At 68.6% G+C, this 26,971-nt stretch carries 22 protein-coding genes and 1 pseudogene; 12 read left to right on the top strand and 11 right to left on the bottom strand.

Annotated features, from left to right (window positions below; genetic code table 11):
* Positions 1-84 precede the first annotated feature (84 nt).
* The 3 genes from ACIOTO_RS05580 to ACIOTO_RS05570 are packed head-to-tail and all read right to left on the bottom strand — an operon-like array spanning position 85 to position 5,044.
* Positions 85-2,532 (bottom strand): glycoside hydrolase family 2 TIM barrel-domain containing protein, encoded by a 2,448-nt coding sequence (locus tag ACIOTO_RS05580; protein ID WP_400856963.1) that lies wholly within the window; start codon positions 2,530-2,532, stop codon positions 85-87.
* Entirely contained in the window at positions 2,529-3,545 is a 1,017-nt protein-coding gene (locus tag ACIOTO_RS05575) for a Gfo/Idh/MocA family protein (protein WP_400856962.1), read from the bottom strand. Before ACIOTO_RS05575 ends, ACIOTO_RS05580 begins: the two co-directional genes overlap by 4 nt.
* 8 nt (positions 3,546-3,553) lie before the next feature.
* Positions 3,554-5,044 (bottom strand): MFS transporter, encoded by a 1,491-nt coding sequence (locus ACIOTO_RS05570; protein WP_400856961.1) that lies wholly within the window; start codon positions 5,042-5,044, stop codon positions 3,554-3,556.
* Between the two features lie 126 nt (positions 5,045-5,170).
* Between ACIOTO_RS05570 and ACIOTO_RS05565 the strand changes: the two genes are divergently transcribed.
* Together ACIOTO_RS05565 and ACIOTO_RS05560 are read left to right on the top strand one after the other, a co-directional pair.
* Positions 5,171-6,190: a LacI family DNA-binding transcriptional regulator gene (locus ACIOTO_RS05565; protein ID WP_051662366.1), complete on the top strand. Its 1,020-nt coding sequence runs from the start codon at positions 5,171-5,173 to the stop codon at positions 6,188-6,190.
* A gap of 47 nt (positions 6,191-6,237) precedes the next feature.
* Entirely contained in the window at positions 6,238-7,152 is a 915-nt protein-coding gene (locus tag ACIOTO_RS05560) for an arsenic resistance protein (RefSeq protein WP_400856960.1), read from the top strand.
* Positions 7,153-7,176: 24 nt separating this feature from the next.
* On the opposite strand, the gene ACIOTO_RS05555 is transcribed toward ACIOTO_RS05560, so the two are convergent.
* Positions 7,177-7,584, bottom strand: a complete 408-nt coding sequence (locus ACIOTO_RS05555) for an arsenate reductase ArsC (RefSeq protein WP_372468031.1) — start codon at positions 7,582-7,584, stop codon at positions 7,177-7,179.
* A gap of 183 nt (positions 7,585-7,767) precedes the next feature.
* Here ACIOTO_RS05555 and nhaA point away from each other — a divergent pair, with 183 nt between their 5' ends.
* Positions 7,768-9,075 (top strand): Na+/H+ antiporter NhaA, encoded by a 1,308-nt coding sequence (gene nhaA, locus ACIOTO_RS05550; RefSeq protein WP_400856959.1) that lies wholly within the window; start codon positions 7,768-7,770, stop codon positions 9,073-9,075.
* Between the two features lie 45 nt (positions 9,076-9,120).
* On the opposite strand, the gene ACIOTO_RS05545 is transcribed toward nhaA, so the two are convergent.
* Positions 9,121-10,422, bottom strand: coding sequence for an FAD-dependent oxidoreductase (locus ACIOTO_RS05545; protein WP_400856958.1), 1,302 nt, complete (start codon positions 10,420-10,422; stop codon positions 9,121-9,123).
* An 83-nt stretch (positions 10,423-10,505) separates the two neighbouring features.
* Between ACIOTO_RS05545 and ACIOTO_RS05540 the strand changes: the two genes are divergently transcribed.
* The gene (locus ACIOTO_RS05540) at positions 10,506-10,859 is read left to right on the top strand and encodes a helix-turn-helix transcriptional regulator (RefSeq protein WP_215068464.1); all 354 of its coding nucleotides are present in this window, start codon (positions 10,506-10,508) and stop codon (positions 10,857-10,859) included.
* A 37-nt stretch (positions 10,860-10,896) separates the two neighbouring features.
* On the opposite strand, the gene ACIOTO_RS05535 is transcribed toward ACIOTO_RS05540, so the two are convergent.
* Positions 10,897-11,340, bottom strand: coding sequence for a hypothetical protein (locus ACIOTO_RS05535; RefSeq protein ID WP_400856957.1), 444 nt, complete (start codon positions 11,338-11,340; stop codon positions 10,897-10,899).
* 59 nt (positions 11,341-11,399) lie between these two features.
* Positions 11,400-12,206, bottom strand: a complete 807-nt coding sequence (locus tag ACIOTO_RS05530; RefSeq protein ID WP_400856956.1) for an NAD(P)H-dependent oxidoreductase — start codon at positions 12,204-12,206, stop codon at positions 11,400-11,402.
* A gap of 99 nt (positions 12,207-12,305) precedes the next feature.
* On the opposite strand from ACIOTO_RS05530, the gene ACIOTO_RS05525 reads away from it, so the two are divergent.
* A complete protein-coding gene (locus ACIOTO_RS05525) occupies positions 12,306-12,896 on the top strand; it encodes a TetR/AcrR family transcriptional regulator (protein WP_400856955.1) in 591 nt (196 codons plus the stop codon).
* Here ACIOTO_RS05525 and ACIOTO_RS05520 read toward each other — a convergent pair.
* Positions 12,886-13,263 (bottom strand): hypothetical protein, encoded by a 378-nt coding sequence (locus tag ACIOTO_RS05520; protein ID WP_400856954.1) that lies wholly within the window; start codon positions 13,261-13,263, stop codon positions 12,886-12,888. The two genes, ACIOTO_RS05525 and ACIOTO_RS05520, sit on opposite strands and share 11 nt — an antisense overlap.
* A gap of 124 nt (positions 13,264-13,387) precedes the next feature.
* A pseudogene (locus tag ACIOTO_RS05515) lies at positions 13,388-13,774 on the bottom strand (sigma-70 family RNA polymerase sigma factor); the annotation flags it as partial.
* 134 nt (positions 13,775-13,908) lie between these two features.
* On the opposite strand from ACIOTO_RS05515, the gene ACIOTO_RS05510 reads away from it, so the two are divergent.
* Positions 13,909-15,240: an FAD-binding oxidoreductase gene (locus ACIOTO_RS05510; protein WP_400856953.1), complete on the top strand. Its 1,332-nt coding sequence runs from the start codon at positions 13,909-13,911 to the stop codon at positions 15,238-15,240.
* Positions 15,241-15,275: 35 nt separating this feature from the next.
* Here the strand turns inward: ACIOTO_RS05510 and ACIOTO_RS05505 are convergent, their stop codons facing one another.
* Complete coding sequence (locus ACIOTO_RS05505; protein WP_400856952.1) at positions 15,276-16,259, bottom strand: LacI family DNA-binding transcriptional regulator; 984 nt, start codon at positions 16,257-16,259, stop codon at positions 15,276-15,278.
* Between the two features lie 143 nt (positions 16,260-16,402).
* Here ACIOTO_RS05505 and ACIOTO_RS05500 point away from each other — a divergent pair, with 143 nt between their 5' ends.
* The 6 genes from ACIOTO_RS05500 to ACIOTO_RS05475 all read left to right on the top strand — a co-directional run bounded on the left by ACIOTO_RS05500 (position 16,403) and on the right by ACIOTO_RS05475 (position 25,526).
* The gene (locus ACIOTO_RS05500) at positions 16,403-17,746 is read left to right on the top strand and encodes an MFS transporter (RefSeq protein ID WP_400856951.1); all 1,344 of its coding nucleotides are present in this window, start codon (positions 16,403-16,405) and stop codon (positions 17,744-17,746) included.
* 36 nt (positions 17,747-17,782) lie between these two features.
* The gene (locus ACIOTO_RS05495) at positions 17,783-20,269 is read left to right on the top strand and encodes a family 78 glycoside hydrolase catalytic domain (RefSeq protein ID WP_400856950.1); all 2,487 of its coding nucleotides are present in this window, start codon (positions 17,783-17,785) and stop codon (positions 20,267-20,269) included.
* The gene (locus ACIOTO_RS05490) at positions 20,266-22,563 is read left to right on the top strand and encodes a glycoside hydrolase family 3 C-terminal domain-containing protein (protein ID WP_400856948.1); all 2,298 of its coding nucleotides are present in this window, start codon (positions 20,266-20,268) and stop codon (positions 22,561-22,563) included. The genes ACIOTO_RS05495 and ACIOTO_RS05490 overlap by 4 nt, the downstream gene beginning before the upstream one ends.
* Complete coding sequence (locus tag ACIOTO_RS05485; protein WP_400856947.1) at positions 22,560-24,041, top strand: NAD-dependent epimerase/dehydratase family protein; 1,482 nt, start codon at positions 22,560-22,562, stop codon at positions 24,039-24,041. The genes ACIOTO_RS05490 and ACIOTO_RS05485 overlap by 4 nt, the downstream gene beginning before the upstream one ends.
* Positions 24,042-24,157: 116 nt before the next feature.
* Positions 24,158-24,547, top strand: a complete 390-nt coding sequence (locus tag ACIOTO_RS05480; protein ID WP_262003018.1) for a metalloregulator ArsR/SmtB family transcription factor — start codon at positions 24,158-24,160, stop codon at positions 24,545-24,547.
* 1 nt (position 24,548) lies between these two features.
* Positions 24,549-25,526, top strand: a complete 978-nt coding sequence (locus ACIOTO_RS05475; RefSeq protein WP_400856946.1) for an SRPBCC domain-containing protein — start codon at positions 24,549-24,551, stop codon at positions 25,524-25,526.
* A gap of 93 nt (positions 25,527-25,619) precedes the next feature.
* On the opposite strand, the gene ACIOTO_RS05470 is transcribed toward ACIOTO_RS05475, so the two are convergent.
* Entirely contained in the window at positions 25,620-26,966 is a 1,347-nt protein-coding gene (locus ACIOTO_RS05470) for an NtaA/DmoA family FMN-dependent monooxygenase (protein ID WP_091033294.1), read from the bottom strand.
* Positions 26,967-26,971 lie beyond the last annotated feature (5 nt).

The following is a 26,971-nucleotide window of genomic DNA, read 5'->3' as shown; positions in this document are numbered from 1 at the left end:
TGCCCAGGTTGGGGCAGTATCGCCGACCGCGGAGACCTTCCGCCAGTCGTCAGTTTCCTTCGCTCGCCGAGATCTGACCCGGTCTCACGAAACGGTGGCTGCGGCTCCGAGAGGATCCGCTTCGAGCACCACGGTCGCCGGGGCGATTCCGTCGTCGGCAGAGACCGTCACCGTCACCACGCCGGGGCCCGTGCGGCGGACGACGGCCAGGGCCAGCCCGTCGAACGTCTGGTGCGTAGGTCCGTCGTAGGTGTCCGTCGGAGCGGGATCCCCGCTGCCCACGGCCGCGAGCACGCCGTCGCCGTCCACGCGCACGTCGATGAGCCGGTCCGCGCCGGTGTCGACCCGACCGTCCGCGTCGGTGACCGCGATCTCGATGAAGGCCAGCTCTCCCGACGGGCCGTTCTCCACTCGCGTGACGAGATGGGTGGCGTCGCCGGCGCTGGACAGGGAGAACGCTTCGGCGCGCACGCCCTGTCGAATCGCCGTGGCGGTCAGCTCGCCCGGGCGGTAGACGACGGTGAACTCGGCTCTGTAGCGGTTCTCGGCGCCCGCGGCGGCCGTGCCGATCACCTCGCCGTCGAGGGCGAGCTCGACCTCCTCCGCGTCGCTGTATACCTCCACCGCGAGCGGTGTGCCCTCGTGGCCCGCCCAGGTCCAGCTGCCGATGCTGTCGCTCCAGGTCCAGGGCCCCGCATAGAAGGTTTTGTCCTCGTTGCCGGGGCGCGACACGGCGATGTAGGGGCTCGTGCGGAGCCCGAAGACGATCTCCCGATAGAACGAGGCGGGCCGCCGGGAGCCGATCAGATCCAGGTCGCCGCACCAGGCGGCGATCCAGGGATACGGGCCGCTGAGACTGGGGGTCTCTCCTTCGGCGAGGTGATGGGCGCGTCCGATTCCCACCTCGCCCAGGTAGTCGAAGCCGGTCCAGGTGAAGTCGCCGATGACGTGCGCGTTCTCGGTGACGAGCGCCCAGTTGTGGTCGATGCGCGTGGGGAACGTCTCGGTGCCGACGATCACGCGGTTCGGGAACAGCTCCTTGTCCATGACGTACCGGCCGTCGAGATAGTTCATGCCGGCGATGTCGAGCACGCCGAAGGACTCGGCCGTCTTCTCTGTGACCATCGGGGAGGTGCCGATCTGGTTCATGAACTCGCCTGGCCCGGCCATGAGGGTGTTGATCCCCGCGGCGTCGCCGTCGGCCTGTCCGTGCTGGGCGGCGAGCTTCTTGATGTCGTCCATCACCGCGAGCATCCCGTTGACCGCGTTGGTGACGTACCGCGTCGGGTCGAGCTCGCGCACCTTCTCGGCGAGTGCGCGACCCGTCAGCCCGCCGGCCGGCGACCCGGTCTCGGGGATCTCGTTGCCGATGGAGTACATGATCACGGACGGGTGATTGAAGTCCTTCGTCACCATCGACTCGACGTCGCGCTCCCACCATTCGGTGAAGTGGAGCGAGTAGTCGTGCGGCATCTTGTTCGAGGTCCACATGTCGAAGGTCTCGTCCATCACGTAGACACCCAGCCGGTCACACGCCTCGATCATGGCGACGCTCATCGGGTTGTGCGAGGAGCGGATCGCGTTGAAGCCGGCCTCCTTCAGTAGTCGCACGCGGCGCTCCTCGGCATCCGCGAACGTCGCCGCCCCGAGGATCCCGTTGTCGTGGTGAACGCAGGCCCCGCGGAGCTTCACGACCTCGCCGTTGACGCGCAGTCCGTGCGCGGGGTCGACCTGGAGCTTTCGGATGCCGAAGGCCGCCGAGGCATCGTCGATGCCCGCGCCGTCGACGACCAGTTCCACGGCGGCGGAGTACAGGGCGGGACTCTCGGCGCTCCACAGCTGCGGTGCGCGCACGTAGAGGCGCTGCCGGCTGCGGGACCGTCCGTTCGCCTCGACGGTCACCGGGACGGTTCCCCGTGCGACAGTGGTCCCTGCCGGGTCGGTGAGGGTGACGGCGACGTCGATCGTCTCGCGACGGTTGCTCGTGCTCGCCACGACCACGTCGACTTCCACGACGGCGCCATCCGGTTCGATGTCGGACGCGCTGACCCGCACCCCGTCGACCGGGATGTGGACGGCCGGTCCGACGTGGAGCCAGACGTCGCGGTAGATACCCGCTCCGGTGTACCAGCGGGAGTCTCCGCCGTGCCGTGATTCGACCTCGATGAGATTCTCTTCGCCGGAGCGCAGGAACCGGTCGGCGTCGATCGTGAACCCGGAGTAGCCGTACGGACGCTGCCCCGCGAAGGCGCCGTTGATGTGCACGGTCGCGTCGCGGTAGACGCCCTCGAACTCGAGGACGATCCGCTGCCCGGCGAGGTCGGCCGCGGGGGTGAACGTCGTGCGGTACTGATAGGCGCCGGCGGGGAAGTAGGCAACGGCGCCCTCCCCGTCGGGATCGCGCTGCTCGTGAATCAGCGCGTCGTGCGGGAGGGTGACGTCGGTGTACGGCGTGCTGACGCCGCCCAGCTCGGCGAACGGGTTCTGCTTCGGTCGGAACTGCCAGCCATCGTTGAATGCCGTGCGCTTCATCGTGTCTCCTTCGGTCGTGCGGTGGGGCTGCTCAGGGAATCGCGGACGGCGTCGAGCACCTCGAGGGTGGCGATGCTGTCCGCGAGGGGGTGGGTGGGGTGCTCGGTCCGGTGCTCGGCGATCGCGAGCGTGACCGCCTCGAGCATCGGGACGTACCCGTTGCCTCGGCGTTCGTGCTGCGTGCGATGCGGCTCGCTCAGGGCGCGGGAGATCGGACCCGCGTGGGTCGTGAACTCATCCGCGGCCCAGAATGGTGCGGGGGCCGTCATCCACCCGTCGGTGCCGCTGACGGATGCCGTCGGCTCGATGTACTCGACCATCGACGCGCTCAGCTGCGCGAATCGTCCGTCGTCGTACTCGAAGGTGGTGTGGGCGGTGAGGTCGACACCGTCGTCCCGGAGGCGACCGGTCGCGTGGATCCGCGAGGGCCGTCCGAGCACATCGAGGGCGAGGGTGATCGGATAGATCCCCTGGTCGAGCAGCGTGCTGCTGGCGCGCTCAGCGGTCCAGCGGGGGGAGTCGGCCGGAGCGAACGGCAGCCCGAACGAGGCGCGCACGCTCCGGACCTCGCCGATCGCCCCGGCCCGCGCCGCCGCGACCAGGTCGCGGTACGCGGGGTTGAACCGCATCCACATCGCCTCCATCGCGAAGCATCCGCTCGCCGCTGCGGCGCTCGCGATCTGCCGGCCCTGGTCGGCGTTCACGGCCATCGGCTTCTCGATGAGGACGTGCTTGCCGGACTCGAGAACGGCGATCGCGATCGCCGCATGGGTGGCATGCGGGGTGGCGATGTAGACCGCATCGACCGTCGGGTCGTCGAGCAGGGCGGACACGCTCCCGTGGGCGACGGCGAACCCCTGGTCCGCCGCGAACCTGCGGGCCCGTTCCGGATCCCGGGAGCACACCGCATGGCGGCGTGCTCCCGGGGTGAGGCGGAGGTCGTCCGACATGGACCGGGAGATGAAGCCGGTGCCGATGACCGCCCAGTTCACCTCGGCGCCGTGCGTGCTCATGGCAGCGCTCAGGAGTTCGAGGCGGAATCCACCGCGGCCCGTCGGGCGGCGAGGTCGCGCTGGATCTGGGAGAGGTGCCTGTCGATGTTCAGGAACCAGATGATGATGCCCATGAGCACGGCGACGATGAGCGGAAGCCACAGGTAGAGGAAGATCTCCATGCTGACCGCGCTCGCCGGCTGCGAGGCCGCCTGGCCGTCGTAGTTGCCCGCGGCCAGCAGCCAGCCGACGAGGGCGACGCCGAGGCCGGCACCGAAGTTCTGGCCCGCGGTCGCGGCGGCATACGTCATGCCGTCGAGTCGGTAGCCGCTCTTCCACTCGCCGTAGTCGACCACGTCGGCGACGAGCGCGAAGAGTCCGGCCGCGGCGGGGATGCCGCCGATGGAGCGGACGAGTCCGCCGGCGATCACGAGGGTGATGTTGCTCGGGTCGATGAGCGAGATGAGGATGCCGATGACCGTGACGATGACGCCGACCAGGATGAGCTTGCGCTTGCCGAAGCGGGCGATGAGCGCGGGCATGAACCAGAGACCGATGATCAGGGGGAGGAGCTGAACGAGGCCGAGGAAGCTGTAGATGTTCGGGTCTCCGAGCACGTCCTTGGCGAAGTAGATGCCCACGCCGGCCGTGCCCGTGAGCAGGTAGTTGAGCAGGAAGAACCCGAACGCGAGGAAGAAGTACGGGTTGCCGACGAGGATGCGGAGGGACTTGCCGAGCGGGAGCTTGACCCCGTCGTCCTGCTTGATCGTCGACTTCACGCGCTCCTTCGTGCCGAAGAACACGATGAGGAACGTGACGGCGGCGATGATGCCGTAGACCACCGAGATCATCGTCCAGCCGGCCTGGCCTCCGCCGTTCGCGGTGACGACCGGGATCGTGACGAAGTTCACGACCAGCGTGGTGACCAGGGCGAAGAACGTGCGGATGACGGTGAGGGAGACGCGCATCTTCGAGTTGCTCGTGATGACCGAGAGCAGCGTGTGGTACGCCAGGTTCGACCCGACGAAGCCGACGCCGAGGCACAGGAAGTACATGGCGAAGGCGTAGAACTCCTTGGCCCCGGCGCCGAGCCCCGCGGGCACGTTGAAGAGCAGGATGAACGAGATGACCACGACCGGGGTCGAGAACAGGATCCAGGGGCGCGCCTTCCCCCAGCGGGTGGAGGTGCGGTCGATGAACGTGCCGAGGATGAGGTCCATGGTGCCGTCGAGCACGCGGCCGAAGAGCAGGAGGGTTCCGGCGATCGCAGCGCCGATGCCGACGGTGTCGGTGAAGTAGAAGAGCAGGAACGCGGAGATCGGCGCGAAGATCAGGTTGCCGCCGATGTCTCCGACGCCGTACGCGAGCCGTTCGCGGACCTTCAGTTTCTGACCGCTCGGGTCTCCGATCGTCTCGCCGACCGCGACGGCGGCCAGCGATGCCGTCACCGATTCCTCTGCGCTCACGGCTACGGCGGCGCGTTGCTGTTCCGCCGAGGTCCGGGTCGAATCCTTCGCCATGGCTGACTCCTTCGTCATGAATGGGACCGGTCACAGTGACCGCTGGTGTCACGTGTCAGTGACACGCGACACCACGGTAGATGGCGGAAGTGTCACGTGTCAATAGCGATGTGCGAGACTGGGGCCATGACGGTGGATGTGCAGCCGGCTCGACGAGCCACGAGCAAAGACGTGGCCGCGAGCGCGGGAGTGTCCCGGTCGACCGTGAGTCAGATCCTCAACGGCGACGAGCGGTTTCCCGAAGAGACCCGCGCGCGCGTGCGGGCTGCTGCCGACGCTCTGAACTATCGCCCGTCGCGGGCAGGGCGAGCGCTGGTCACCGGTCTCAGCGACATCGTCGTGGTCGTCGTCCCCCACGCGACCTTCGGCCCTCACCTGCAGGACTCGGTCGATCGGATCACGGGAGCCAGCGCGACCGCCGGCATGAGTGTCGTCGTACGGTTCGCGAGGATGCAGGACGAGACGACTCTCACCTCCGTGCTCGATCTGCGGCCGGCTGCCGTCGTCGACTTCGGAGTCTTCACCGCGCCGCAGCGCGAGCGGATCCAGGCATCCGGCACGTTCGTCGTTCCCCGGCGGGCGTACGTCGCCGACGGCGCCGACCCCGACCCGATCGACATCGAGATCGGGCGGATCCAGGTCCGCGAATTGTTGCGGAACGGCCCCCGGCGGCTCGTCTACGCGGCGCTCGAGGACAAGCGCCTTGATCCGTTCGGGCCACCGCGCCTCGAGGGGATCCGGCGAGAGGCGCGCGACCGCGGCCTCGACGCGCCGCTCACCCCGCGCATCCCGCTCGACGTCGAGGGCGCCACGAGGGCGCTGAAGGGGGCACGCGACGAGGCGGCTCCTGCTCCTCTCGGCATCTGCGCCTACAACGATGACGTCGCGATCGCGGTGGTCGCCGCCAGTCGCGCGCTCGGCCTGCAGATCCCCGAGGATGTCGCCGTCATCGGCGTCGACAAGACGGCCGTCGGCCAACTCGTCAGCCCGCGGCTCAGCACGGTGGCCATCGACCAGCCTCTCCTGATGGACGCGTTCGTGCAGGACCTGGCCTCCTTGGCAGCGCGCCGCGCGGACGCGGATCCGGAGCGATACGAGTTCGACCTCGACCGTGTGCTTGAGCTGGTGCGCGGGGAGACGACCTGATCGTCGCCTGGGGGGAGCGACACCAGGTCGCCCTCTATCTCGCGGCGATGGTGATCGGTGCCGTGGTGGGCCTCTGGGCGCCCGCCGTCGCGCATCCGCTGGAGCTCGCGATCACTCCCGTCCTCGGGATGCTGCTGTACGTGACGTTCCTCGGTGTCCCGTTCTCGGCGATCGGGCGCGCATTCCGCGACATCCGCTTCCTCGCCATGCTGCTGGTCGTGAACTTCGTGATCGTGCCCGTGATCGTGTTCGGGCTGTCCCGTTTCGTCGCTCACGATCAGGCGCTGCTGGTCGGCGTGCTGCTGGTCCTGCTGACGCCGTGCGTCGACTACGTGATCGTTTTCACCGGGCTCGCCGGAGGGGCGAAGGAGCGACTGCTCGCGGCCGCGCCGATCCTGATGCTGGGGCAGATGCTGCTCCTGCCCCTGTATCTGTGGCTCTTCGTCGGCCCCGAGTTCATCGACGCCGTCGACCTCGCCCCGTTCCTCGACGCGTTCCTCCTGCTGATCGTGCTGCCCCTCGCGGCTGCCGGACTTACCCAGTACGCAGCCGCGCGCACGCGCGCGGGCCGAGCTCTGAGCGATACGGTCCAGAGCACGATGGTGCCGCTGATGATGCTCACGCTCGCGGTCGTCGTCGCCTCGCAGATCGCCGGCGTCGGCCGGCAGCTCCCCGCATTGCTCGCGACGATTCCGCTCTATGCCGCCTTCGCCGTGATCATGATCCCCGTCGGTCTCGTGGCCGGCAGAGCGGCGCGCCTCGATGTCGCCCGCACGCGTGCTGTCGTATTCTCGGGCGCCACCCGCAACTCGCTGGTCGTGCTTCCGCTCGCCCTCGCGCTGCCGGCGACCTTCGCGCTCGCACCGCTCGCCGTCGTGACGCAGACGCTCGTCGAGCTGATCGCCATGGTGGTCTTCGTGCGGCTCGTCCCGCGATTCGTGCCGGTGCGGCAACGGCCGTGAGGCAGGGGCGCCGCGGTCGGGCTCTCAGACCAGTTCGCTCACCAGCTGCTCGATGCGCGCACGGATCTCGTCGCGGATCGGCCGGACCGCGTCGATGCCCTGGCCGGCCGGGTCGTCGAGCTTCCAGTCCTCGTAGCGCTTGCCGGGGAAGAACGGGCACGCGTCGCCGCAGCCCATGGTGATGACGACGTCGGAGGCCTGCACGGCCTCGGTGGTCAGCACCTTGGGCTGCTCGGCGGTGATGTCGATGCCGAGCTCGCCCATCGCCGCGACGGCGGTCGGGTTGATCTGATCGGCGGGCATCGAGCCGGCGGAGCGGACTTCGATGCGGTCGCCGGCGATGTCGCGGAGGAAACCCGCGGCCATCTGCGAGCGTCCGGCGTTGTGCACGCAGACGAAGAGGACGGAGGGCTTGGTGGTCGTGTCGGTCATGGGTGCTCCTCGTGGTGGGCCCGGGCGAGATCGTCGAACCGCGCACGACCTGATTCCATAGTGACACTCATCGCGGGGGCCCGGCTGTCACAGGAGTCGCGGATGTCGTCCCGATAGGGTGGGAAGCGGAGTGTCGGGAAGCCTGGTCGACGAATGCCCGCTCGTCGACCCGAAAGCTCCCTCATGGACAAGCCTTCCTCGCGTCTCGCCAGAGTCCGCTCCGTCTTCCCCTCCGCCTCGCGCGCTGAGTCGCGCCGCATCGGCGCGATCCTCCGCAAGGAGGCCGTCGGGGGAATCCTCCTCGTCTTGCTCGCGGCGATCGCCCTGTTGTGGGCGAACTCGCCCTGGGCGGAGTCGTACTTCGCGCTGCGGGACTTCGAGATCGGATACGAGCCCTGGCACCTGCGCCTGAGTCTCGGCGCCTGGGCCGCAGACGGGCTGCTCGCCATCTTCTTCTTCCTCGTCGGCCTCGAGCTCAAGCGGGAGTTCGTCGCCGGGGACCTGCGCAAATTCAGCACGGCCGTCGTCCCGATCGTGGCGGCCGTCGGTGGCGTGATCGTCCCCGCCGTGATCTACCTGGCTGTGGTGGCCGGGTCCGCCGAGGAATCCCACGGGTGGGCGATCCCGACCGCGACCGACATCGCATTCGCCGTGGCCGTGCTCGCCCTCATCGGATCGCACCTCCCGAGCGCGCTGCGGATCTTCCTGCTCACCCTGGCCGTCGTCGACGACCTCATCGCCATCGGCATCATCGCGCTGTTCTACACGGAGACGATCGAGATCCTGCCGCTGGTGCTCGCGTTCATCGCGATCGCGGTGTACGGCGTGATCGCGCAGCGGTACCGCGACTTCTTCCATCTGCGCCCGACCGCCGCGTGGCTGATCCTGCTGCCCATCGGCGTGGTCGCCTGGGCTCTCGTCCATGCCTCGGGCATCCACGCCACGATCGCCGGTGTGCTGCTCGGCTTCATGATCCCCGTGCTCCACAAGAAGGCCGACCGCGGACCGGATGCCGGTCCCGGGCTCGCCGAGGTCTTCGAGCATCGGTTCCGTCCGCTGTCGGCCGGTTTCGCGGTGCCTGTCTTCGCGTTCTTCTCGGCGGGTGTGGCGATCGGCGGCGGGGAGGGATTCGTGTCGGCTTTCGCAGACCCCGTGGTGGTCGGCATCGTCCTCGCCCTGGTGATCGGGAAGCCGCTCGGCATCACCGCGGCGACCTGGATCATCACCAGGATCCGCCGCATCAACCTCGACCCGTCCCTGAGATGGATCGACATCATCGGCGTCGGCCTCCTCGCCGGCATCGGATTCACGGTGTCGCTTCTGGTCGCTGAGCTGAGCTTCGCCGTCACGAGCGAGCACCACGACCATGCCAAGGTCGCCATCCTGACCGCTTCCGTCATCGCGGCCGTCGGAGCGTCCGTGCTCCTCGGGGCCCGCAACCGCCGCTACCGGCGGCTCGCGGGTTCTGACGACGAGGTGAAGGGCAGCTGAGGTGTACGAGAAGGAGCGGGCGAGCGGCTCCTCAGGAAGCGCCGATCAGCCCACGGCGACCGGGCGCGCGCCGAGCTGCAGCGTCGCCGGAGCAGCGCAGCAGCTGCCGGCCGAGTCGTCGAATCCGCCGGCGCCGCCGCACACGCCGGTGTCCGGAAGGGTCAGCTCGTTGCGGCCCGCGGCCTCGTGATCGCCCACGAGGTGCGCGGCGACGCTGCGGACCTGCTCGTATCCGGTCAGTGCGAGGAAGGTCGGGGCGCGCCCGTACGACTTCGCGCCGACGATGAAGAACCCGGGTTCGGGCTGGGCGAGCTCCCTCGCCCCGGTCGCGCCCACGGAGCCGCAGGAGTGGATGTTCGGGTCGATCTCGGAGGCGATACCCGCGACCGCTTCGAGTGCGCTGTCGAGGTCGATCCGCAGCTCTCGCAGCATGCCGGTGTCCGGGCGGAAGCCGGTGAGGGCGAACACGTGTCCGACGTCGGTAACCTCCCGGCCGTCTTCCGCGACGATCGTCAGCCTGTCGCCGCCTTGCCGGAACTCGGCGACGCGGAACCCTGTCACCAACTCCACGACCCCCTCGTCGATGACCTTCCGGGCGCGGGAGCCGAGTGCGGCGCGCTCGGGAAGCTCGTCCCCGATCCCGCCACCGAAGACGTTGGCGGCGCTTCCTCGGCGCAGCAGCCAGGTCACGCGCGTTCCCGGAGCGCGTCGTGCGAGCTCGCTCAGGCGCAGCACGGCGTGCGTGGCGGAGTGCCCGGCTCCGACGACGACCACATGTCGGCCCGAGAGCTCTGACGCGTCGGCCGGGATGCGGTACGAGATCCGGTCCGACGCTGCGGCCTCGCCGACTGCCGGGAATCCGTCCGCCCCCGCAGGGTTCGGAAGAGCCCAGGTGCCGCTCGCGTCGACGACGGCGCGGGCGAGGAGGCGGGCTTCGCGCCCCTCCCCATCGACGGTGTGCACCACGAAGGGCTGGCTCTTGCGTCCCCCGTCGACGACCTTGTCCCGACCCTGCCGGGCGACGCCGGTGACGGCCGTCGCGTAGCGGACCCGCTCGCCCAGAGCATCCGCGAGCGGTGCCAGGTAGTCGCGAACCCACTCCGCGCCGGTCGGATAGCCCTTCGCCGGTGCCGTCCACCCCGTGGGCTCGAGCAGGCGGCGAGCAGCAGCGTCGGTGAGTTCCGGCCAGGCCGAGAACAGGCGCACGTGCCCCCACTCGGAGACGGCGGACGCGGGGCCGTTCCCGCGCTCGACGACGATCACGTTCTCGTCGCGTTCGACGAGGTGCGCGGCTGCGGCGAGACCCTGCGGGCCTGCTCCGATGACGACGACGGGAAGCTCGGACATCACATCTCCTCAGATCGATGATCTTCAATACGATGACTGTCGCTGATCTATCGAAGTTTGTCAATACGTGTCAGGATGGATGCATGAGTCTGCCGACGACTATCGAAGCGACCGCCTGCTGCGTGCCGCGTGTCACGGCCGCGCCGACCGTCGAAGACGCCGAACGCGTCGCTCGGGTGTTCAAGGCGCTCGGTGATCCCACGCGAGTCCGGCTGCTGTCCCTCATCGCCGCCGGGGATGGCGGCGAGGCCTGCATCTGCGACCTGACCGAGCCCGTCGGCCTCTCGCAGGGCACGGTCTCCCACCACATGAAGCTCCTGGCGGACGCCGGCCTCGTCACCCGCGAGCAGCGCGGCAAGTGGGCGTACTTCTCGCTCAACGCCGACACGATGGATGCCGCCGCCGACGCGCTGCGGGTGGCGGCGCCCCGGTCGTAGAACCTGAGCTCTCCGGGGTCTCCGCCTGCCGGCCGGGCTATCGAGCTCGTGCCGTGATCAGCGAGCTGGGGGTGTGCCCGGCGGCAAGCACCGCCGCGGCAATCGCGATCCAGGGGTTCTCCAGCCATGCGGCGCCGGCGAGGAACGCGGCGACGGGGAGCAGCGCCATGGGCACCGGCACGCCCCAGACGGGACCGAAGAGCGCCTCAAGGCGACGCCCGGTGACGAGGAACCTCACCCACAACGCCCAGTACGCGAGCACGAGCACGGCGACGAGCGGGAACCACCACCACCCCACGGATGCGCCCACCGTGATGGCGGGAACCGTCACGCAGAGCGCCTGCCCCGCGCGTTCCAGCAGTGTCACCGGACGAGGGACCACCCCGGTCGGCAACGCAGGGCGGGGCGGAAACCAGATGAGTGACAGGCTCGGCGCGAAGATGGCGAGGCTGAGCGCGAGACCCAGCACCGAGAAGCCCATACCCGCGAGCGTATCGCTCGAGGAATCCGACCCCGCCCGCGGCCGAACGGCGTACTCTCCTAGCGGGTGCCGTTCGCGACGCCCGCGCGGTCGATGCGGTGGATGTCGAGATCGGTTCGTCCGGGGAGGATGTCGGCGCGCAACGCTCGCGTGCCCCGATACTCACCGTCGCGCAGGGCGCGGTATGGCCGAGAGGGCACTTCGTCGTGGATGCTCGCGAGCCGGGTGGTCAGCCGGTCGCGTTCCGAAGCGACAGCCGCGGCATCGAGGGTGTCGGCGTCGTGGACGACGTGCAGATCGAGTGATTCGATCCCCGTGTACCAGAGCGTGCCGTGCGTGATCGGGAACAGCAGGGCATCGATGTCACCGCTGACGCCCCGGGATCCGATGCTCCGTGCATCCTCGCCCGCCGTCACGATGATGAGCGCCCGCTTGCCCTTCAGGCCGCCCTCGCCGTAGCGGAGCGGCAGACCCGTCTCCGCGTCGACGCCGCCGTAGGCGAAGCCGTTGGTGAAGACCCGATCGAACCAGCCTTTGAGGATCGCCGGTGCGCCGTACCACCAGAGCGGGAACTGGAACACGAGCAGTTCGGCGGCCTCGAGCTTTCGCTGTTCGACGCGCACGTCGTCCGGCACGAGCCCACTCTCGTGGACCTCGCCCATCAGGTCGACGATGTTCCCCTCGCGCCCGCCGATGTCGCGCTGCGCCAGCAACGGGTCGAACCCCTGGGTGTACAGATCCGAGGTCTGCACGTCGTAGCGCGGCGTGAGTGCCTCGACTCCTGCCTCGAACAGTTGCCGGTTCAGGGAGCCCGACTGCGGGTGCGCGTAGACCCAGTGGGTGGTGGGCCGGAGGTCGGCGGTCATGTCTCTCCTCGGATCGTGGATGGTGCCGATGGCACGGGGTAAGATTGGTACCTACCAACCGTAACTTACTCATCGTAAGTATGGGTCGCGAGGGGCGAGATGACGAAGGCGAAAGAGGGTGCGCGACCGCGACTGTCGAAGGCCGACCGTCGCGCGCAGCTGCTGAGTGTCGCACGGGAGATGATCCGTGCCGAGGGCGCAGACGCGCTGACCCTCGGCGCGCTCGCGGACCGGGCGGGCATCACGAAGCCCGTCGTCTACGAGCACTTCGGTGACCGATCGGGGCTCTTCGCCGCGTTGTACCGACAGTTCGACGAGCGCCAGGATGCGTCGCTCGAGATCGCGCTGGCGAACGCTCGACCCGACATCGAAGGAGTCGTGGACGTCATCGCCACGAGCTATGTCGCCTGCGCCCGTGCCGAAGGCGTGGAGATGGCGGGAGTGGTCGCCGCCCTCCACGGCACGCCCGTGCTCGCGCGGATACGGCAGGAGTCGGTGGGGGCGTACGTCGAGCGCTGCCGCGCCGCCCTCGCCCGCGTGGTCGGCGCCGAGAGCATCGATCCGATCGCCCTGGAGGCCGCGTTCGCCTCGGCGGATGTGCTCGCGAGCGCGGTGCTCGCCTCGCGCATCGACGAGGGCGACGCGCACGAGACGCTCGTGCGGATCCTCCTCGCCTCGATCACCAATTGATCTCGAGATCGCGAAGCCGGGCGGAGTCGCCGATGACATCCATGCGGATGATCCCGCGCTCGCCGAAGCGGATGACGTACACGGCGTGGACCTCGCCTCCGGGCGCGTACACCGCTCCGGGCCATCCGTCGACGAGCACGGGACGGGCCTGATCGGCTCTCCCGGCGAAGACGCGGGCGACGGCATCGGCCCCGCGGACGACGGGCTGCAGCAGGGGCGCTCCCGATTCGGCATAGGGAGCAGCGGCAGCGATGACCGCCGAGTCTGCCCGTAGCTCGACCTCGGGGTCGAGGAGTTGCAGCAGGTCTCCGAAGTCGCCGTCGCGCGACGCTTTCAAGAACGCCGTGACGGCAGCCGCGCGGTGCACGCGTTCCGCCGCCGGATCGACGCTCCGTACCCGACGTCGGGCTCGTGAGGCGAGCTGACGGGCGGCGGTCGGGGCGCTCGACGATGGGCGCGATGTCGTCGAACGACATCGCGAAGATGTCGTGCAGCACGAACGAGAGGCGTTCGAGCGGGGTGAGATGGTTGAGGATGACGAACAGTGCGGCGCCGACCTCCTCGATGCGAACGGCCGATGACTCGGGGCCGTCGTCGTCCGGGGCCGTTCCCGCGATCGATTCGTCGAGTTCGTCGCGGGGAGCCCCGCGCCCTCGCAGCAGATCGATGCTCACCCGGGAGACCACGGTGGTGAGCCAGGCCTCGAGGTTCTCGATCGTGTCGGTGCGTGTGCGCGTCAGCCGCAGCCACGTCTCCTGCACCGCATCGTCGGCGTCCCAGGAGGATCCGAGCACGCGATAGGCGATCGAGCGGAGTCGCTTGCGCTGCGCGTCGAAGACGTCGGCCAGCGCGGATTCACTGAGGGCGAGATCGGCCATGGGGTCTCATTCTTTCTTTTCGCCATCGATCTGTCACGTTTCGTGTCCGCGAATCGACGTCTGAGGTGAGAGCGGCTTCCCCGTCCTCGAGAACCCTGACCATCTCAGCACTTCCGCATCGAAAGGTATTCCCCATGCGCAGCACTCCCACGACGCCCGCGGCCGCCTCCTCCGACCTGTCCGGTCTGCGGCAGGCGGTTCGGGGGCGGGTCTTCCTGCCCGGCGATGTCGACTTCGACGACCGTCGACTGCCATGGAACCGCGCCGTCGAGCAGCCGGTACGCGCGGTGGTCGAGGTGGCCGATGCCGACGACGTCGCCGCGCTGGTCCGGTACGCCGATGAGGCCCGGGCGACCATCGCGACCCAGCCGAACGGACACGGCGCCTCCGGACGCACGGAGGACACGATCCTCCTTCGCACCCGGCTCCTCGACAGCATCCACATCGATCCGGATGCACGCACCGCGCACATCGGCGCCGGCGTGCGGTCGGGGGAGCTGCAGCAGGCGGCGGCGGAGCACGGTCTCACCGCCCTGCCGGGAAGCTCGCCCGTCGTGAGCGTCACCGGTGTCGCCCTCGGCGGTGGACTGAGCTGGTTCGCGCGTGCCTTCGGGTGGGTGGCCGACAGCGTGCGGTCGTTCGACATCGTGGATGCAGAGGGGCAGCAGCGACGGGTCGCCGCCGACGCCGATCCGGAACTCTTCTGGGCATTGCGAGGCGGCGGCGGGGACTACGCGATCGTCACCGGGATGGAGGTGGGGCTCCAGCCGGCGCCGACCGTCTTCGGAGGACGGATGCTCTGGTCGGGCGACCACACGCGAGTGGTCGTCGACGCCTTCCGTGCCGTCACCCGCACGGCACCCGTCGAGCTCACGCTCTGGCTCGAACTCCTGGACTTCCCCGGCGGGCAACCGCTCGTGGCGATCGACCTGACCCACCTCGGCGTTGCGGCGGAGGCTCTGCCGCTCCTCGAGGCGCTGGATGCCTTGCCGGCGCCGCTGTCCGACACCCGCCGTGCGATGACCGTGGCCGAACTGGGCACCATCACCGCGGAGCCCACCGACCCCGGCGCCGGCGTATCCCGGGGCGAGCTGCTCGCCGACCTCGACGACGACGCGGTGGATGCGCTGCTCTCCGCTCCCATCGCTCCGTTGATGAGCGTCCAGGTGCGGCACCTCGGCGGTGCGCTGACCCAGCCGTCGGACACCCCGCACGGACCCCTGACCGCCCCGTTCGCGATCTACCTCTTCGGTGCCCCCGGGGTGACGGGCACGGCGGACGAGATCGTGGAGAGGCAGGAGGTGCTCGTCGGTTCGCTGACCACGACCGGTCGCAAGCCCGTGACGTTCCTCAACGCGACCGAGCAGTTGGCGGATGCGCTCCCGGCGGAGAGCATCGACCGGCTCCGCCGTATCAAGGCGGCCCGCGATCCGCTCGGGCGATTCCGCAGCAACTTCGGGGTGTGAGGCGGGGGCCCACTCCGGTCGGTTCCGGCGGCGGCCTACGCCCGGCGCGTCGACTCGCGGGGCACGAGAACCATCTGCAATTCGGGACCGACCGTCGGAGCTTCGCGCTCTTCGACAGTGCTCAGGGCGAGCTGAGCGAGGTAGCGCCCGAGCCCGATCGAGTTCATTCGGATCGTCGAAAGGCGGGGCTCGAACATCGATGCCAGTGGCGTGTCATCATGCCCGATCACGGAGAGGTCCTCCGGGACGGAGATGCCGTTGCGGAGCGCGGCTCCGACCAGAGTGCCGGCGACGTCGTCGTTGTAAGCGGCGATGCCCGTCACCCCGGAGGCGCGCCATTCATCGATCGCGCTGAGAGCTGAGGCGTCCGTCAGCTCGATCTCGCGGGAAGGGAGCAGTCGCAGGCCCAATGCGTCCGCAGCCTCGCTCGCTCGCCGCCGTCGTGACGCGACGAGGTCGGCGACGCGGGGATCAGCGGAGCCGGCGAACGCGATCGTGCGATGCCCGAGGTCGAACAGGTGCTGCGCCTGCAGCACAGGACCGTCGTCGGAGTACTCATCGACGACGGGCACTCGGGGATCGGGGATGAGTCGTGCCACGCCGGAGGCGAGGATCGACTCGGCCATACCCGGTGCGAACATGGTCATCGACATGACGATGTCGGGCTGGAGCGTCTCCCAGAGCGGCCGAGCCTGCCCGGTCGGATGCGGCGTGTATGTAATGAGGGTGTATCCGGCCTCGTCGAGAGCGAGCGAGGCCTCTTCGATGTTGCGACGCAGATTGAAGTCGAGCGGCCAGTCGGGGAGGACCAGCAGCACGATGCGTGTCCGCCCGCTGGCGAGCGCTCGTGCCGCAGTGTGTGGACGGTAGCCGAGGCGCTTGGCTTCGTCGAGGACCCGGGTGCGGGTGGCCTCGGAGATGGTCTGGCCGGGGGTGTCATTGAGCACGAATCCCACGGTGGCCCGAGAGATGCCCAGCGAGCGTGCGATGTCCGACGCCGTGACGCGGCGGGTGCTCATGGGTGACATTCGCTGCCCTTCCTTCGGCTGGCTTGCGCGCGCTAGTCCTTCACTGTAGCATCGTCGACAATTGCTAGCACGCGCTAGTGATTGTCGCTCCTCGCGACCAGATCTTTCATGACCACCCTGACAACGGAGTCTCCATGCAGAACGATCCCCGCGACGACGAACCACCCGTCGTGCCCGCTCCCTCCCCGCTCCCCACGGCGACCGTCGACCCTGCTGTGATCGACGCCGGGGCATCGACCCCGCCGGACCTTCCCGAAGTCAGCTCGCGCTACATCTGGTTCATGGTGCTGGCGCAATTCGGTGTCTTCATGGCGTTCATCACCCCCATCGCGATCTCGCTCGCGGTGCGGCTCGGCGAGCTGGCGCCGGACAACCAGGAGTATCTCGGCTACATCACCGGCGCTGGTGCCCTATGGGTGATGCTGACCGCCCCGTTCATGGGCGTGTGGAGCGACCGGACCCGTTCCCGGCTCGGGCGCCGCCGTCCGTTCATGATCGGCGGAACGGTGGTCGGTGTCGTCTCCCTGGTGGTGATGGCGCTGGCTCCGTCGGTGCTCGTGCTCGGCGCCGGGTGGATCCTCGCCCAATGGGGCTGGGGAACGGTGCTCGGGAACCTGCAGAACTCGACCGCGGACCGCCTTCCTGAATCCCAGCGCGGCAAGGTCGCGGGCCTCACCGGTTTCGCGACACAGGTGGCACCGGTCATCGGCGTGATCGCGACCATGGGGCTGACGGGGGACCCGCTGCTCCTCTTCCTGGTCCCGGGCATCGTGGGCGTCGTCTTCGTCGTCCTCTTCGTGACGCTCGTGCGTGAAGAGGACAGCCGTCAGCTCCCGCTCGAGCGCATCGGGTTCGCCGGTGTGCTCGCCAAGTACTTGTACAACCCGCGAAAGTACCCGGACTTCTCGTGGAATTGGTTGGGGCGATTCCTCTTCTACTTCGGTCTCACGCTCAACACCACGTTCACCGCGTACTTCTTCGCCGAGCGACTCGGCGTCTCGATCACCGAGGTTTCCGGGATCATCGGAATCCTCGGTGCCGTCGGAGTGCTCGCCACGACCGCTGGTGCGATCGGGGGTGGTTTTCTGTCCGATCGCCTGCGGAGGCGCCGAGTGTTCCTCGTGATCGGCGGTGCGATCATGGCAACGGGCATGGTCGCCATGGCGCTCTCGTCCGATCTCCCCGTGCTGTTCGCCGGCTCGCTCATCGTCTCGCTCGGGATCGGACTGTTCTCGGCCGTCGACATGGCGCTGCTTCTCGACGTCCTGCCGGAGAAGCAGACGGACGCCGGACGCTTCATGGGAATCACCGGCTTCGCGACCTCGATCCCCCAGGCGGCCGCGCCGTTCATCGCGTCGGGGATCCTCTTGATCGGCGTGACGGGGACGGCGAAGAACTACTCGCTGCTCTTCTTCATCGCCGCGGCGTTGGTGCTGCTGGGCGGCCTCGTCATCCTCCGCATCAAGTCCGTCCGCTGACCCTTTCCCCAACGAGATCTCGAGGAGAGACCGATCATGACCATTCCCAGCTTCATCACACCCGCCGGCGAGAGCGGTCGCGAGGGCGACCCGGCGCCGTACTTCCGACGGGCGTTCGATGCATCCGCCGGGCTGCGGCGTGCGACGCTGCGAATCACTGCGATCGGTGTCGTGGAGGCCTGGCTCAATGGCAGCCGAGTCGGAGACGAGGTGCTCGCACCGGGGTGGACGTCGTATCGGCACCGCCTCGCGGTCTCGAGCCACGACGTCACCGCGCTCATCCGTGACGGCGAGAACGCGCTCGGTGCCATCGTGGGCGAAGGCTGGGCGCTCGGGCGGCTCGGCTGGGAGAGCAAGCGCAACCATTACAGCGATCGGCCCGCACTCTGGGCGGAGCTCGTGCTGGAGTACCCGGATCGGGTGGAGACGATCGTGACGGACGAGGCGTTCCGTGCATCGACTGGTGCGCTCGTCAGGTCGAGCATCTACGACGGCGAGGTCGTCGATGCCCGGCTCGAACCGTCGGGGTGGAGCGAACCGGGATTCGATGACGGCGCCTGGTCGCAGGTTGAGCTGTTCGAGTGGCCGCTCGATGCCCTGGCCGAGACGACCGCTGAGCCGATCCGGCGAGTCGAGGAACTGGCACCCATCGCGATCACCACGAGTCCGCGCGGACGCACGGTCATCGACTTCGGTCAGAACATCTCGGGCTGGGTGCGCTTCACCGTGCGCGCGGCATCCGGCGACACGATCACCGTTCGGCATGCCGAGACGCTCACCGATGGCGACCTCGACTTCGAGACCATCCGCACGGCGAAGGCGACCGACGTCTATACGGTTCGCGGAGACGAATCTGAGACGTTCGAGCCCAGATTCACGTTCCACGGGTTCCGCTACGTCGACGTCGAAGGCTGGCCCGGCGAACTCGCGGCAGATGACCTGTGTGCGGTTGTGGTGCACAGCGACATGACCCGCACCGGTTGGTTCGAGACGTCGGATCCGCTGGTGAATCGTCTGCACGAGAACGTGGTGTGGTCGATGCGTGACAACTTCGTCGGCGTACCGACGGACTGCCCGCAGCGGGACGAGCGTCTGGGCTGGACCGGGGACCTCAATGCCTTCGCACCGACGGCCGCGTTCCTCTACGACGTACGAGGGGTTCTCGGCTCGTGGCTCGAAGATCTCGCCGCCGAGCAGCGCGAGAAGGGCTTCGTGCCGTGGGTCGTACCGGATGTGCTGTCGACGCCATCTTCGCCCACCGCATTGTGGTCTGACGTCGCGGTGAGCCTTCCGTGGGTCCTCTACCAGGAGTACGGCGACCTGGAGATCCTGCGTCGTGCCTACCCGTCGATGACCGCATTCATCCGCAGCGTCGAGCCGTCGCTCGACAGGCACGGCCTGTGGTCGAGCGGGTTCCAGTACGGCGACTGGCTCGATCCCGATGCTCCGAGCGACAACCCCGCGGGTGGGAAGACGGATCGTCACCTGGTGGCATCCGCCTATCTGTGCAAGACGACGCGCGAGCTGGCCAAGACAGCGGCCCTGCTCGGTGAGGAGGCGGATGCGGCGCACTTCGCGGCGCTGGCGGATCGGGTGCGTGCGGCCTTCCGCCGCGAGTACGTGACTGAAGCGGGCCGGATAGTCAACGAGTCCGCGACGGCCTACGCCCTCGCCATCGTGTTCGACATCCTCGACCCCGAGCAGCGGCAGCACGCCGGTGACCAGCTCGCCGGCCTCGTCGCGAAGGCCGGATTCCGGATCTCGACCGGATTCGCCGGGACCCCGCTCGTGACCGATGCGCTGTCCAGCACCGGCCATCTCGACGAGGCCTACGCGCTGCTCACGGAGACCGAGTGCCCGTCGTTCCTCTATCCCGTCACCATGGGTGCGACGACCGTCTGGGAGCGGTGGGACTCGATCCGCCCCGACGGGACCATCAATCCTTCCGGCATGACATCGCTCAACCATTACGCACTCGGCGCGGTGGCATCCTGGCTGCATCGCGTCGTCGGCGGCATCGAGGCGGCAGAACCCGGATACCGGCGGATCCGGATCGCACCGCGGCCCGGCGGTGGACTCACGTCCGCAAAGACCAGCCACGTCACCGTGCACGGCGAGATCGCCGTGTCCTGGCGTCACGAGAACGGTGAAATGGCCGTGGACGTCGTCGTGCCGGAGGGCACGGACGCCGATGTGGTGCTGCCGCTTCATCCCGATTCCCTGACCGAGACCGTCGGCAGCGGCAACCACTCGTGGAGATACGAGGTGCCCGTCGATGAACGGCCGGAGTACTCGATGGACACCTCTCTGAATGTGCTGGCCGCCGACCCGATCGTGTGGCGTGACGTCACCGCGGTCTTCGCGGAGCACCTGCCGGGGATCCCGATCGACGGCACGGCACCCGAGGCAGCGGTGATGAGCCTCGACATCGTCCTCGGGTACATCCCGGGGGCGTCCGAAGAATTGCGCGCCGATCTCGAGCGCGCTGTGACCGATTCGAACACTCAAGGAGTGCACGCATGACTGACATTCACGCCCACGCAGACACTGCTCCCGACTCCAACGACGAGAGCGTCGCCGAACCGGCCGCGCTGCTCAGCGGGAAGGACTTCTGGTCGACTCGCGAGGGAACCGGCATCCGGTCCATGGTGCTGACCGACGGCCCGCACGGTGTGCGCCGTCAGGGTGGCGAGGCCGACCATCTCGGTCTCAACCAGAGCCTGCCCGCCACCTGCTTCCCGCCCGGTGCAGGCATCGCCTCGAGCTGGGATCCGGCCCTCATGCGGGAAGTCGGCAACGCGCTGGGTCGGGAGGCGCGCGCGCTCGGAGTAGACGTGCTCCTGGGGCCCGCGATCAACATCAAGCGGTCTCCTCTCGGTGGACGCACCTTCGAGTACCTGTCCGAGGATCCGCGGCTCACAGGCGCTCTCGCTGTCGAGTACGTCCGCGGTGTCCAGAGCGCCGGGGTGGGCACATCGGTGAAGCACTTCGCGGTCAACAACCAGGAGACCGACCGCATGCGCACCAGCGCTGAAGTCGACGCCCGTACGCTTCGAGAGATCTATCTGCCCGCGTTCGAGCGCGTCGTCAAGGAGGCATCACCGACGTCGGTGATGAGCGCTTACAACGCCATCAACGGCGTCTTCTCCTCTGAGAACCGGTGGCTTCTCACGGAGCTGCTGCGCGAGGAGTGGGGCTTCGACGGCCTCGTCGTCTCGGACTGGGGCGCGATCAAGGACCGGGCCGAGGCCCTGGCTGCGGGTCTCGATCTCGAGATGCCGGGGACAGGCGACGCGGGCACCGAGGCGATCCTGCAGGCCGTGCGCGATGGGCGACTCGATCGGTCCGTCGTGCTGGCGAGTGTCGAGAGACTGAGGACGCTCGCCGAGCGGACCGCGCCCATCGCGGACGCCGACATGGCGGCTCTCGATCTCGACGCTCATCACGCGCTGGCACGCCGAGCGGCTGCGGCGTCGATCGTGCTTCTCCGCAATGAGAACGAGACTTTGCCGCTGCGTGCAGGGCAGCGCGTGGCCGTCCTCGGCGAGCTCGCCGTGGCGCCGCAGTATCAGGGTGGCGGGAGCTCGCACGTGAGCCCGACCAGAGTGGACCTGCCGCTCGATGAGCTACGCGTCGCACTCGGCGATGAGCACGTCGTCTACGCTGCGGGATACTCCCGTGCCGGCGCCGATGACAGTGAGGGGCTGCGGGCGGAGGCGCGCGCCACAGCTGCTTCCGCCGACGTGGCGGTCGTATTCGTCGGCCTCTATGAGGAGGACCAGTCCGAAGGGTTCGACCGCGAGCACCTCGATCTCCCGGTGGCACATGTGGCGCTGATCGAGGCCGTCGCCGAAGTCGCGAGCAGGACGGTCGTGGTGCTGTCGAACGGCGGTGTCGTCACGCTGGAACCGTGGCACGACAAGGTCGACGCGATCGTCGAGGGATGGGCTCTCGGTCAGGCGGTCGGCAGTGCGCTCGCCGACGTCCTCACGGGCGCAGCGAACCCTGCCGGGCACCTCGCCGAGACGATTCCGCTCGCCCTCGCCGACACCCCCGCCTTCCTGAACTTCCCCGGCGAGCAGGAAGTGGTCCGCTACGGCGAGGGCGTTTTCGTCGGCTACCGGTACTACACCAGCGTCGACCGCGCCGTGCGGTACCCCTTCGGGCACGGTCTCAGCTACACGACCTTCGGCGTCGACGCCTTCGAGGTCGAGGCGGAGGGCGCGGACGCGGCGATCGTGCGAGTGACCGTGCGGAACACCGGGGAACGAGCCGGATCGGACGTGGTGCAGCTCTACGTCGCCCCCGCGCCGTCGGCCGTCCGGCGGCCCGCGCGCGAGCTGGGAGCGTTCGCGAAGGTGACGCTCGAGCCAGGGGAGTCCGCCACGGTCTCGCTCGCCCTCGAGCGTCGCGCATTCGCGCATTGGGACGTGCGCGCTGCGCGCTGGCGGGTGGACCCTGGCACGTATCGCGTCGAGCTCGGTCGATCGGCGAACGAGATCGTCGCCGTCCGTGAACTCCCGCTCGCGGGGGATGTCGAGCGCCCAGCCGTCCTGAGCCTCGAGTCCACGGTGAAGGAGTGGTTCGGGCATGCGATCGTCGGCCCGGTGCTCACGCAGAGCATGATGGACAACGCGACCCCCGAGCAGCAGGCGGCGGCCGAGGCGAACGCGAACGCACTCAAGATGGTCGAATCGATGCCGATGGGGCAGTTCGCCCGCTTCCCCGGTGTGGAGATCCCTGAGGAAGCGCTCGAGCAGCTCATCGCTCTGAGCGTCTCCGCGGCGGCGCCGGCGGCTGCAGGGTCGGTCGCGTGACCCGCGGCGCTGGCCGCCGACGCGTCTTCCTGACGGGTGCAGCCGGCAACTGGGGCCGCGCGATCCTCCGTGAGTTCGCCGAACGGGGCGACGACTACGAGGTGATCGCCCTCGTGCTGCCCTCCGCGAAGGACGCCGCCGCGATTCGTCAGTTCGAGGACATGGAGAACCTCGAAGTCGTGTTCGGGGATCTCACCGACTATGCCGCCGTCGAACGCTGCGTTCGCGGCGCGGACGTCATCCTGCACGTGGGTGCGGTGGTGTCGCCGTTCGCGGACGAGCACCCCGAGCTCGCGCATCGGGTGAACGTCGGCAGCATCCGCAACATCATCCGCGCGGTACGGGCGCAGCCGGACCCGCAGGCGATCGGCGTCATCGGTATCGGCACGGTCGCGGAGACCGGAGACCGGACGCCGCCGCACCACTGGGGGCGGGTCGGCGACCCGCTCCGGGTCTCCCAGTTCGACGAGTACGGCCAGAGCAAGATCATCGCGGAGAAGGAACTCGTCGACTCCGGCCTCCCGAGGTGGGCGTGGCTGCGCCAGACCGGCATCTTCCACCCGGGCATGCTGGAGATCCGCGACCCGATCATGACGCACTCGACGCTCGGCGGAGTCATGGAATGGGTCACCGCGGAAGACGCCGCGCGGCTCCTCGTGAATGCCTGTGATCCGGACGTCCCGGCCCAGTTCTGGGGCGGCATCCACAACATCGGCGGAGGTGAGCAATGGCGCCTCACGAACTGGCAGTTGCAGACGATGATCTCCGGTGCGATGGGAGTCGGTGACGTTCGCAAGTGGTACGACCGGAACTGGTTCGCCACCCGCAACTTCCACGGGCAGTGGTACACCGACTCCGACCGGCTCGAGGCGCTCGTGCCGTTCCGCCGCGACACTCCGAAGGAGGCGCTCGCGCGAGCGGTCGCCACGCTTCCCCGCGCGGTGCGTTCGGCGGGGTTGATCCCTCCGGCGATCGTGAAGCACCTCGTGTTGAAGCCACTCGCGTACAAACCCCGCGGGACGATGGACTACATCCGGCGCGGAGACGACGCGGGCGTCTCGGCTTTCTTCGGCTCCCGGGAGGAGTGGGAGGCCATTGGAGACTGGTCGACGTTCTGGCCGCCGCGCCCCGACCGCTCGCCGCGACTCCTCGACCACGGGTACGACGAGTCCAAGCATCCCTCGGAATGGGGCTCGCTCGACTACGTCGAAGCGGCGGCGTTCCGTGGCGGAGAGTTGCTCTCGACGGATGCTGATCGTGGCGACGTCGCCACGCCGCTGCAGTGGCGCTGTGCGTTCGGTCATGAGTTCGCGGGGACCCCGCGGCTGGTCCTCACTGCCGGACACTGGTGCCCTGAGTGCGTCACGGACGTCCTCGGCTACGTCGAGCAGGCGGAGCGCAACCCATTCCTCGCACAGCTCGAGGTCTTGGAGATGCACGGAGCGCCGGCGCCAGTGATGGGCGGCGTGGCCGGCTGAGGGGCCCGGAGGACCACTCGTCTGATCGCGTGACCAGCGGCGCATTTACTGTGCAGCCCCGGAAACACCCGACCACCTCTTGACACGCGACCCACTCAGGCATAACGTACAACCAAATGGTTGCACAAAGAGAACTGAGCGAAGCGGAGGTCGACCGTGTCTTCCACGCACTGGCGACGTCGACCCGGCGCGACATCCTGCGCCGGACGATCGAGCGGGAGCAGTCCGTGTCGACCCTCGCCTCGGAATATGAGATGTCGTTCGCGGCGGTGCAGAAGCACGTCGCCGTGCTCGAGGCCGCGAACCTCATCGTCAAGCGCGCCGAGGGACGCGAGCGGCTCGTCCGCGCGAACCCCGAGATGATCGCCCGCGCCAGGGCGCTCCTCGCCCGATACGAAGAGCTGTGGCGGTCGCGCATCGCCCGGCTCGACGACCTGCTGGCCGAGACGCCTCGGTCTGGACCATCCGACAACAGCGACACCCAGAAGAACGAGCAAGGAGACTGAAATGCCTGTCACCGACGTCACCACCGATGCCGACAACCTCACGATGACCGTGGTCGCCGACTTCGCCGCACCCATCGAGCGGGTCTGGAGCGCCTACAGCGATCCGCGCCAGCTCGAACGCTTCTGGGGTCCTCCCGGATGGCCGGCCACCTTCACCGCCTGGGACCACACCGTCGGCGGACGCGCGGTCTACTCGATGAACGGCCCCCGTGGCGAGAAGTCATCCGGATCGTGGGAGTTCCTCTCGATCGATGCGCCGAACGGCTTCGAGGTGATCGACTCCTTCGTCGACGAGTCCGGCAAGCCGCTGGAGGGCTTCCCCGCGCAGCGGATGTCGTTCTCGTTCGAGCCCACCGACGAGGGCACTCGCATGGTCACGACCAGCCACTTCGACTCGGTCGATGCACTCGAGCAGGTCGTCGAGATGGGCCAGGTCGAGGGCATCAAGATGGCGATGGCGCAGCTGGATGCCGTGCTGCAAGACCTCCGCGAATACGCGCAGGGCAAGGGCACCAGGGTCGAGCTGCTCGACGACACCCACGTGCGCATCACCCGCCTCGTCGAAGGGCCGCGTGAGCTGGTCTGGCGCGCCCACTTCGAGCCGGAGCTCATCCGCAAGTGGATGCTCGGCCCCGACGGCTGGGAGATGACGGAGTGCGTCGCCGCCACCGAGGTCGGCCAGTCGTACCGGAACTCGTGGGCGCCGGTCGGCGACACCGAGGGGGAGCCGTTCGGCTTCGAGGGGGAGGCGCTCCTGATCGACGCCCCGCGCCGCGCGGTCACCACCGAGCGGATGCAGGGCCTGCCGACCGAGACCCTCAACGATCTGAACCTGTACGAGGAGGACGGCGCGACCCTCGTCACGGTGCTCATCGAGTACCCCGACAAGGAGACGCGCGACATGATCCTCGCCACTGGCATGGCCGACGGCATGGAATCGTCGTTCGCCCGCCTGGAGCGGGAGCTGCTCGCCGTCTGAACGCGGCGTCGCGTTCACAACTCAGGAAAACCGGCCGGTCCGCCCAGGGATCGGCCGGTTTTCGAGTTCCGACGGAAAGTGTTCCTGAGCCGCTCACCGCACGGGTGACGACACCTGCCATGCGGGGTGGGTCGGGTGCGGGCGGGCTCCGGACCGGTCGCGCGACAGACGCTCCCGCAGCGTCTCCCCGTCGCGATAGCTCGATCGGGCGAGGCCGCGTCGCCGCAGCTCCGGCACGGCGAGCTCGATGAAGTCGCGCGCCGACTCGAAGCTCACATCCTGGCTCAGGTTGAAACCGTCGAGGTGGGCGTAGTCGGCGATCTGCTCGAGCCGGGTGGCAACCTGCACCGGGTCGCCGACGATCGACCAGTCACCGGCGATGCCCTTCCGCGAGCTCGCCGCCTTCGCGACGAGCTCGCCGACCGTCTGCCCCGGACGCCACTCCCGGATCAGCAGCCGGTACCCGTGATCCTCGCGTCGGATGATGTCTTCGACGAGCTCCGTCGGCTCGTAACGACTCAGGTCGGGGGTGCGGGCAGGTTGCGTGAGAGCCTCCCGGGGCGTGCGATATCGGGCGTAGTCCGCTGCCTTCTCGCGCGCAGCCTGCTCGGTTTCCGCGACGACGACGTGCGCGCCCGCGAGGAAGGAGATCGTGTCGGGATCGCGGCCGAACTCCGCCGCCTGCGCGCGGATCGCGTCGACGTTCGCACGGATGTCGTCGAGGGTCGATCCGCCGACGAACACGACCTCCGCGTGCTTCGCCGCGAAGGAAAGCCCCCGAAGCGAGCTGCCAGCCTGGAAGAGCACGGGCACGCGCTGGGAGCTGGGTGCGGTCAGGCTGGGACCGGCCACGCGGAATCGAGAGCCGACATGGTCGATGTAGCGCACGGCGTCCGGCTCGGCGTAGACGCGCCGGTCGCGGTCGGCGGTGATCGCGTCGTCATCCCACGACTGCAGCAGCAGGCGATACACGACTTCGAGGAACTCGTCGGCGATCTCATACCGGGCGTCGTGCTCGATCTGATCTGCGAGACCGAAGTTCCTCGCCGCGTTCGTGAGGTACGAGGTGACGATGTTCCAGCCGATGCGCCCATTCGACAGGTGATCGAGCGTGGCGAGCCGTCGCGCGAACGTGAAAGGAGGCTCGTAGGTCGTCGAGAACGTCGCGACCAGCCCGAGGTGGTCGGTGGCGTCCGCGAGCGCGCCCAGCACGATGAGGGGATCGAGCGCCGGGATCTGGAAACCTTCCCGCACGGCGGTGCCGAGTCCGTCGTCGAACACGTCGTACGCGCCGAGCACATCGGCGAGGAACAGCTCGTCGAACGTTCCGTACTCGAGCAGGGAGCCGAGCTCTCGCCAGAACCCGATGTCGGCGACGCGGTGACGCTGATCCAGCGGGTGCGTCCACAGCCCGTGCGACAGGTGCACGGGAGATGCCATCTCGA

This window comes from Microbacterium sp. NPDC087592 (assembly GCF_044743585.1).
Classification (GTDB): domain Bacteria; phylum Actinomycetota; class Actinomycetes; order Actinomycetales; family Microbacteriaceae; genus Microbacterium.
Note: the sequence above shows the minus strand (reverse complement) of the source record. Positions and strands in the feature narration are given on the sequence as shown.

Coding starts and splice junctions, on each gene's coding strand:
- ACIOTO_RS05570 (WP_400856961.1), bottom strand. CDS start 5,044: ATGGCGAAGGATTCGACCCGGACCTCGGCGGAACAGCAACGCGCCGCC.
- ACIOTO_RS05555 (WP_372468031.1), bottom strand. CDS start 7,584: ATGACCGACACGACCACCAAGCCCTCCGTCCTCTTCGTCTGCGTGCAC.
- ACIOTO_RS05535 (WP_400856957.1), bottom strand. CDS start 11,340: ATGGGCTTCTCGGTGCTGGGTCTCGCGCTCAGCCTCGCCATCTTCGCG.
- ACIOTO_RS05495 (WP_400856950.1), top strand. CDS start 17,783: ATGACCATTCCCAGCTTCATCACACCCGCCGGCGAGAGCGGTCGCGAG.
- ACIOTO_RS05475 (WP_400856946.1), top strand. CDS start 24,549: ATGCCTGTCACCGACGTCACCACCGATGCCGACAACCTCACGATGACC.
- ACIOTO_RS05470 (WP_091033294.1), bottom strand. CDS start 26,966: ATGGCATCTCCCGTGCACCTGTCGCACGGGCTGTGGACGCACCCGCTG.
- ACIOTO_RS05565 (WP_051662366.1), top strand. CDS start 5,171: ATGACGGTGGATGTGCAGCCGGCTCGACGAGCCACGAGCAAAGACGTG.
- ACIOTO_RS05575 (WP_400856962.1), bottom strand. CDS start 3,545: ATGAGCACGCACGGCGCCGAGGTGAACTGGGCGGTCATCGGCACCGGC.
- ACIOTO_RS05480 (WP_262003018.1), top strand. CDS start 24,158: ATGGTTGCACAAAGAGAACTGAGCGAAGCGGAGGTCGACCGTGTCTTC.
- ACIOTO_RS05580 (WP_400856963.1), bottom strand. CDS start 2,532: ATGAAGCGCACGGCATTCAACGATGGCTGGCAGTTCCGACCGAAGCAG.
- ACIOTO_RS05510 (WP_400856953.1), top strand. CDS start 13,909: ATGCGCAGCACTCCCACGACGCCCGCGGCCGCCTCCTCCGACCTGTCC.
- ACIOTO_RS05560 (WP_400856960.1), top strand. CDS start 6,238: ATGGTGATCGGTGCCGTGGTGGGCCTCTGGGCGCCCGCCGTCGCGCAT.
- ACIOTO_RS05525 (WP_400856955.1), top strand. CDS start 12,306: ATGACGAAGGCGAAAGAGGGTGCGCGACCGCGACTGTCGAAGGCCGAC.
- ACIOTO_RS05505 (WP_400856952.1), bottom strand. CDS start 16,259: ATGAGCACCCGCCGCGTCACGGCGTCGGACATCGCACGCTCGCTGGGC.
- ACIOTO_RS05500 (WP_400856951.1), top strand. CDS start 16,403: ATGCAGAACGATCCCCGCGACGACGAACCACCCGTCGTGCCCGCTCCC.
- ACIOTO_RS05530 (WP_400856956.1), bottom strand. CDS start 12,206: ATGACCGCCGACCTCCGGCCCACCACCCACTGGGTCTACGCGCACCCG.
- ACIOTO_RS05490 (WP_400856948.1), top strand. CDS start 20,266: ATGACTGACATTCACGCCCACGCAGACACTGCTCCCGACTCCAACGAC.
- nhaA (WP_400856959.1), top strand. CDS start 7,768: ATGGACAAGCCTTCCTCGCGTCTCGCCAGAGTCCGCTCCGTCTTCCCC.
- ACIOTO_RS05540 (WP_215068464.1), top strand. CDS start 10,506: ATGAGTCTGCCGACGACTATCGAAGCGACCGCCTGCTGCGTGCCGCGT.
- ACIOTO_RS05545 (WP_400856958.1), bottom strand. CDS start 10,422: ATGTCCGAGCTTCCCGTCGTCGTCATCGGAGCAGGCCCGCAGGGTCTC.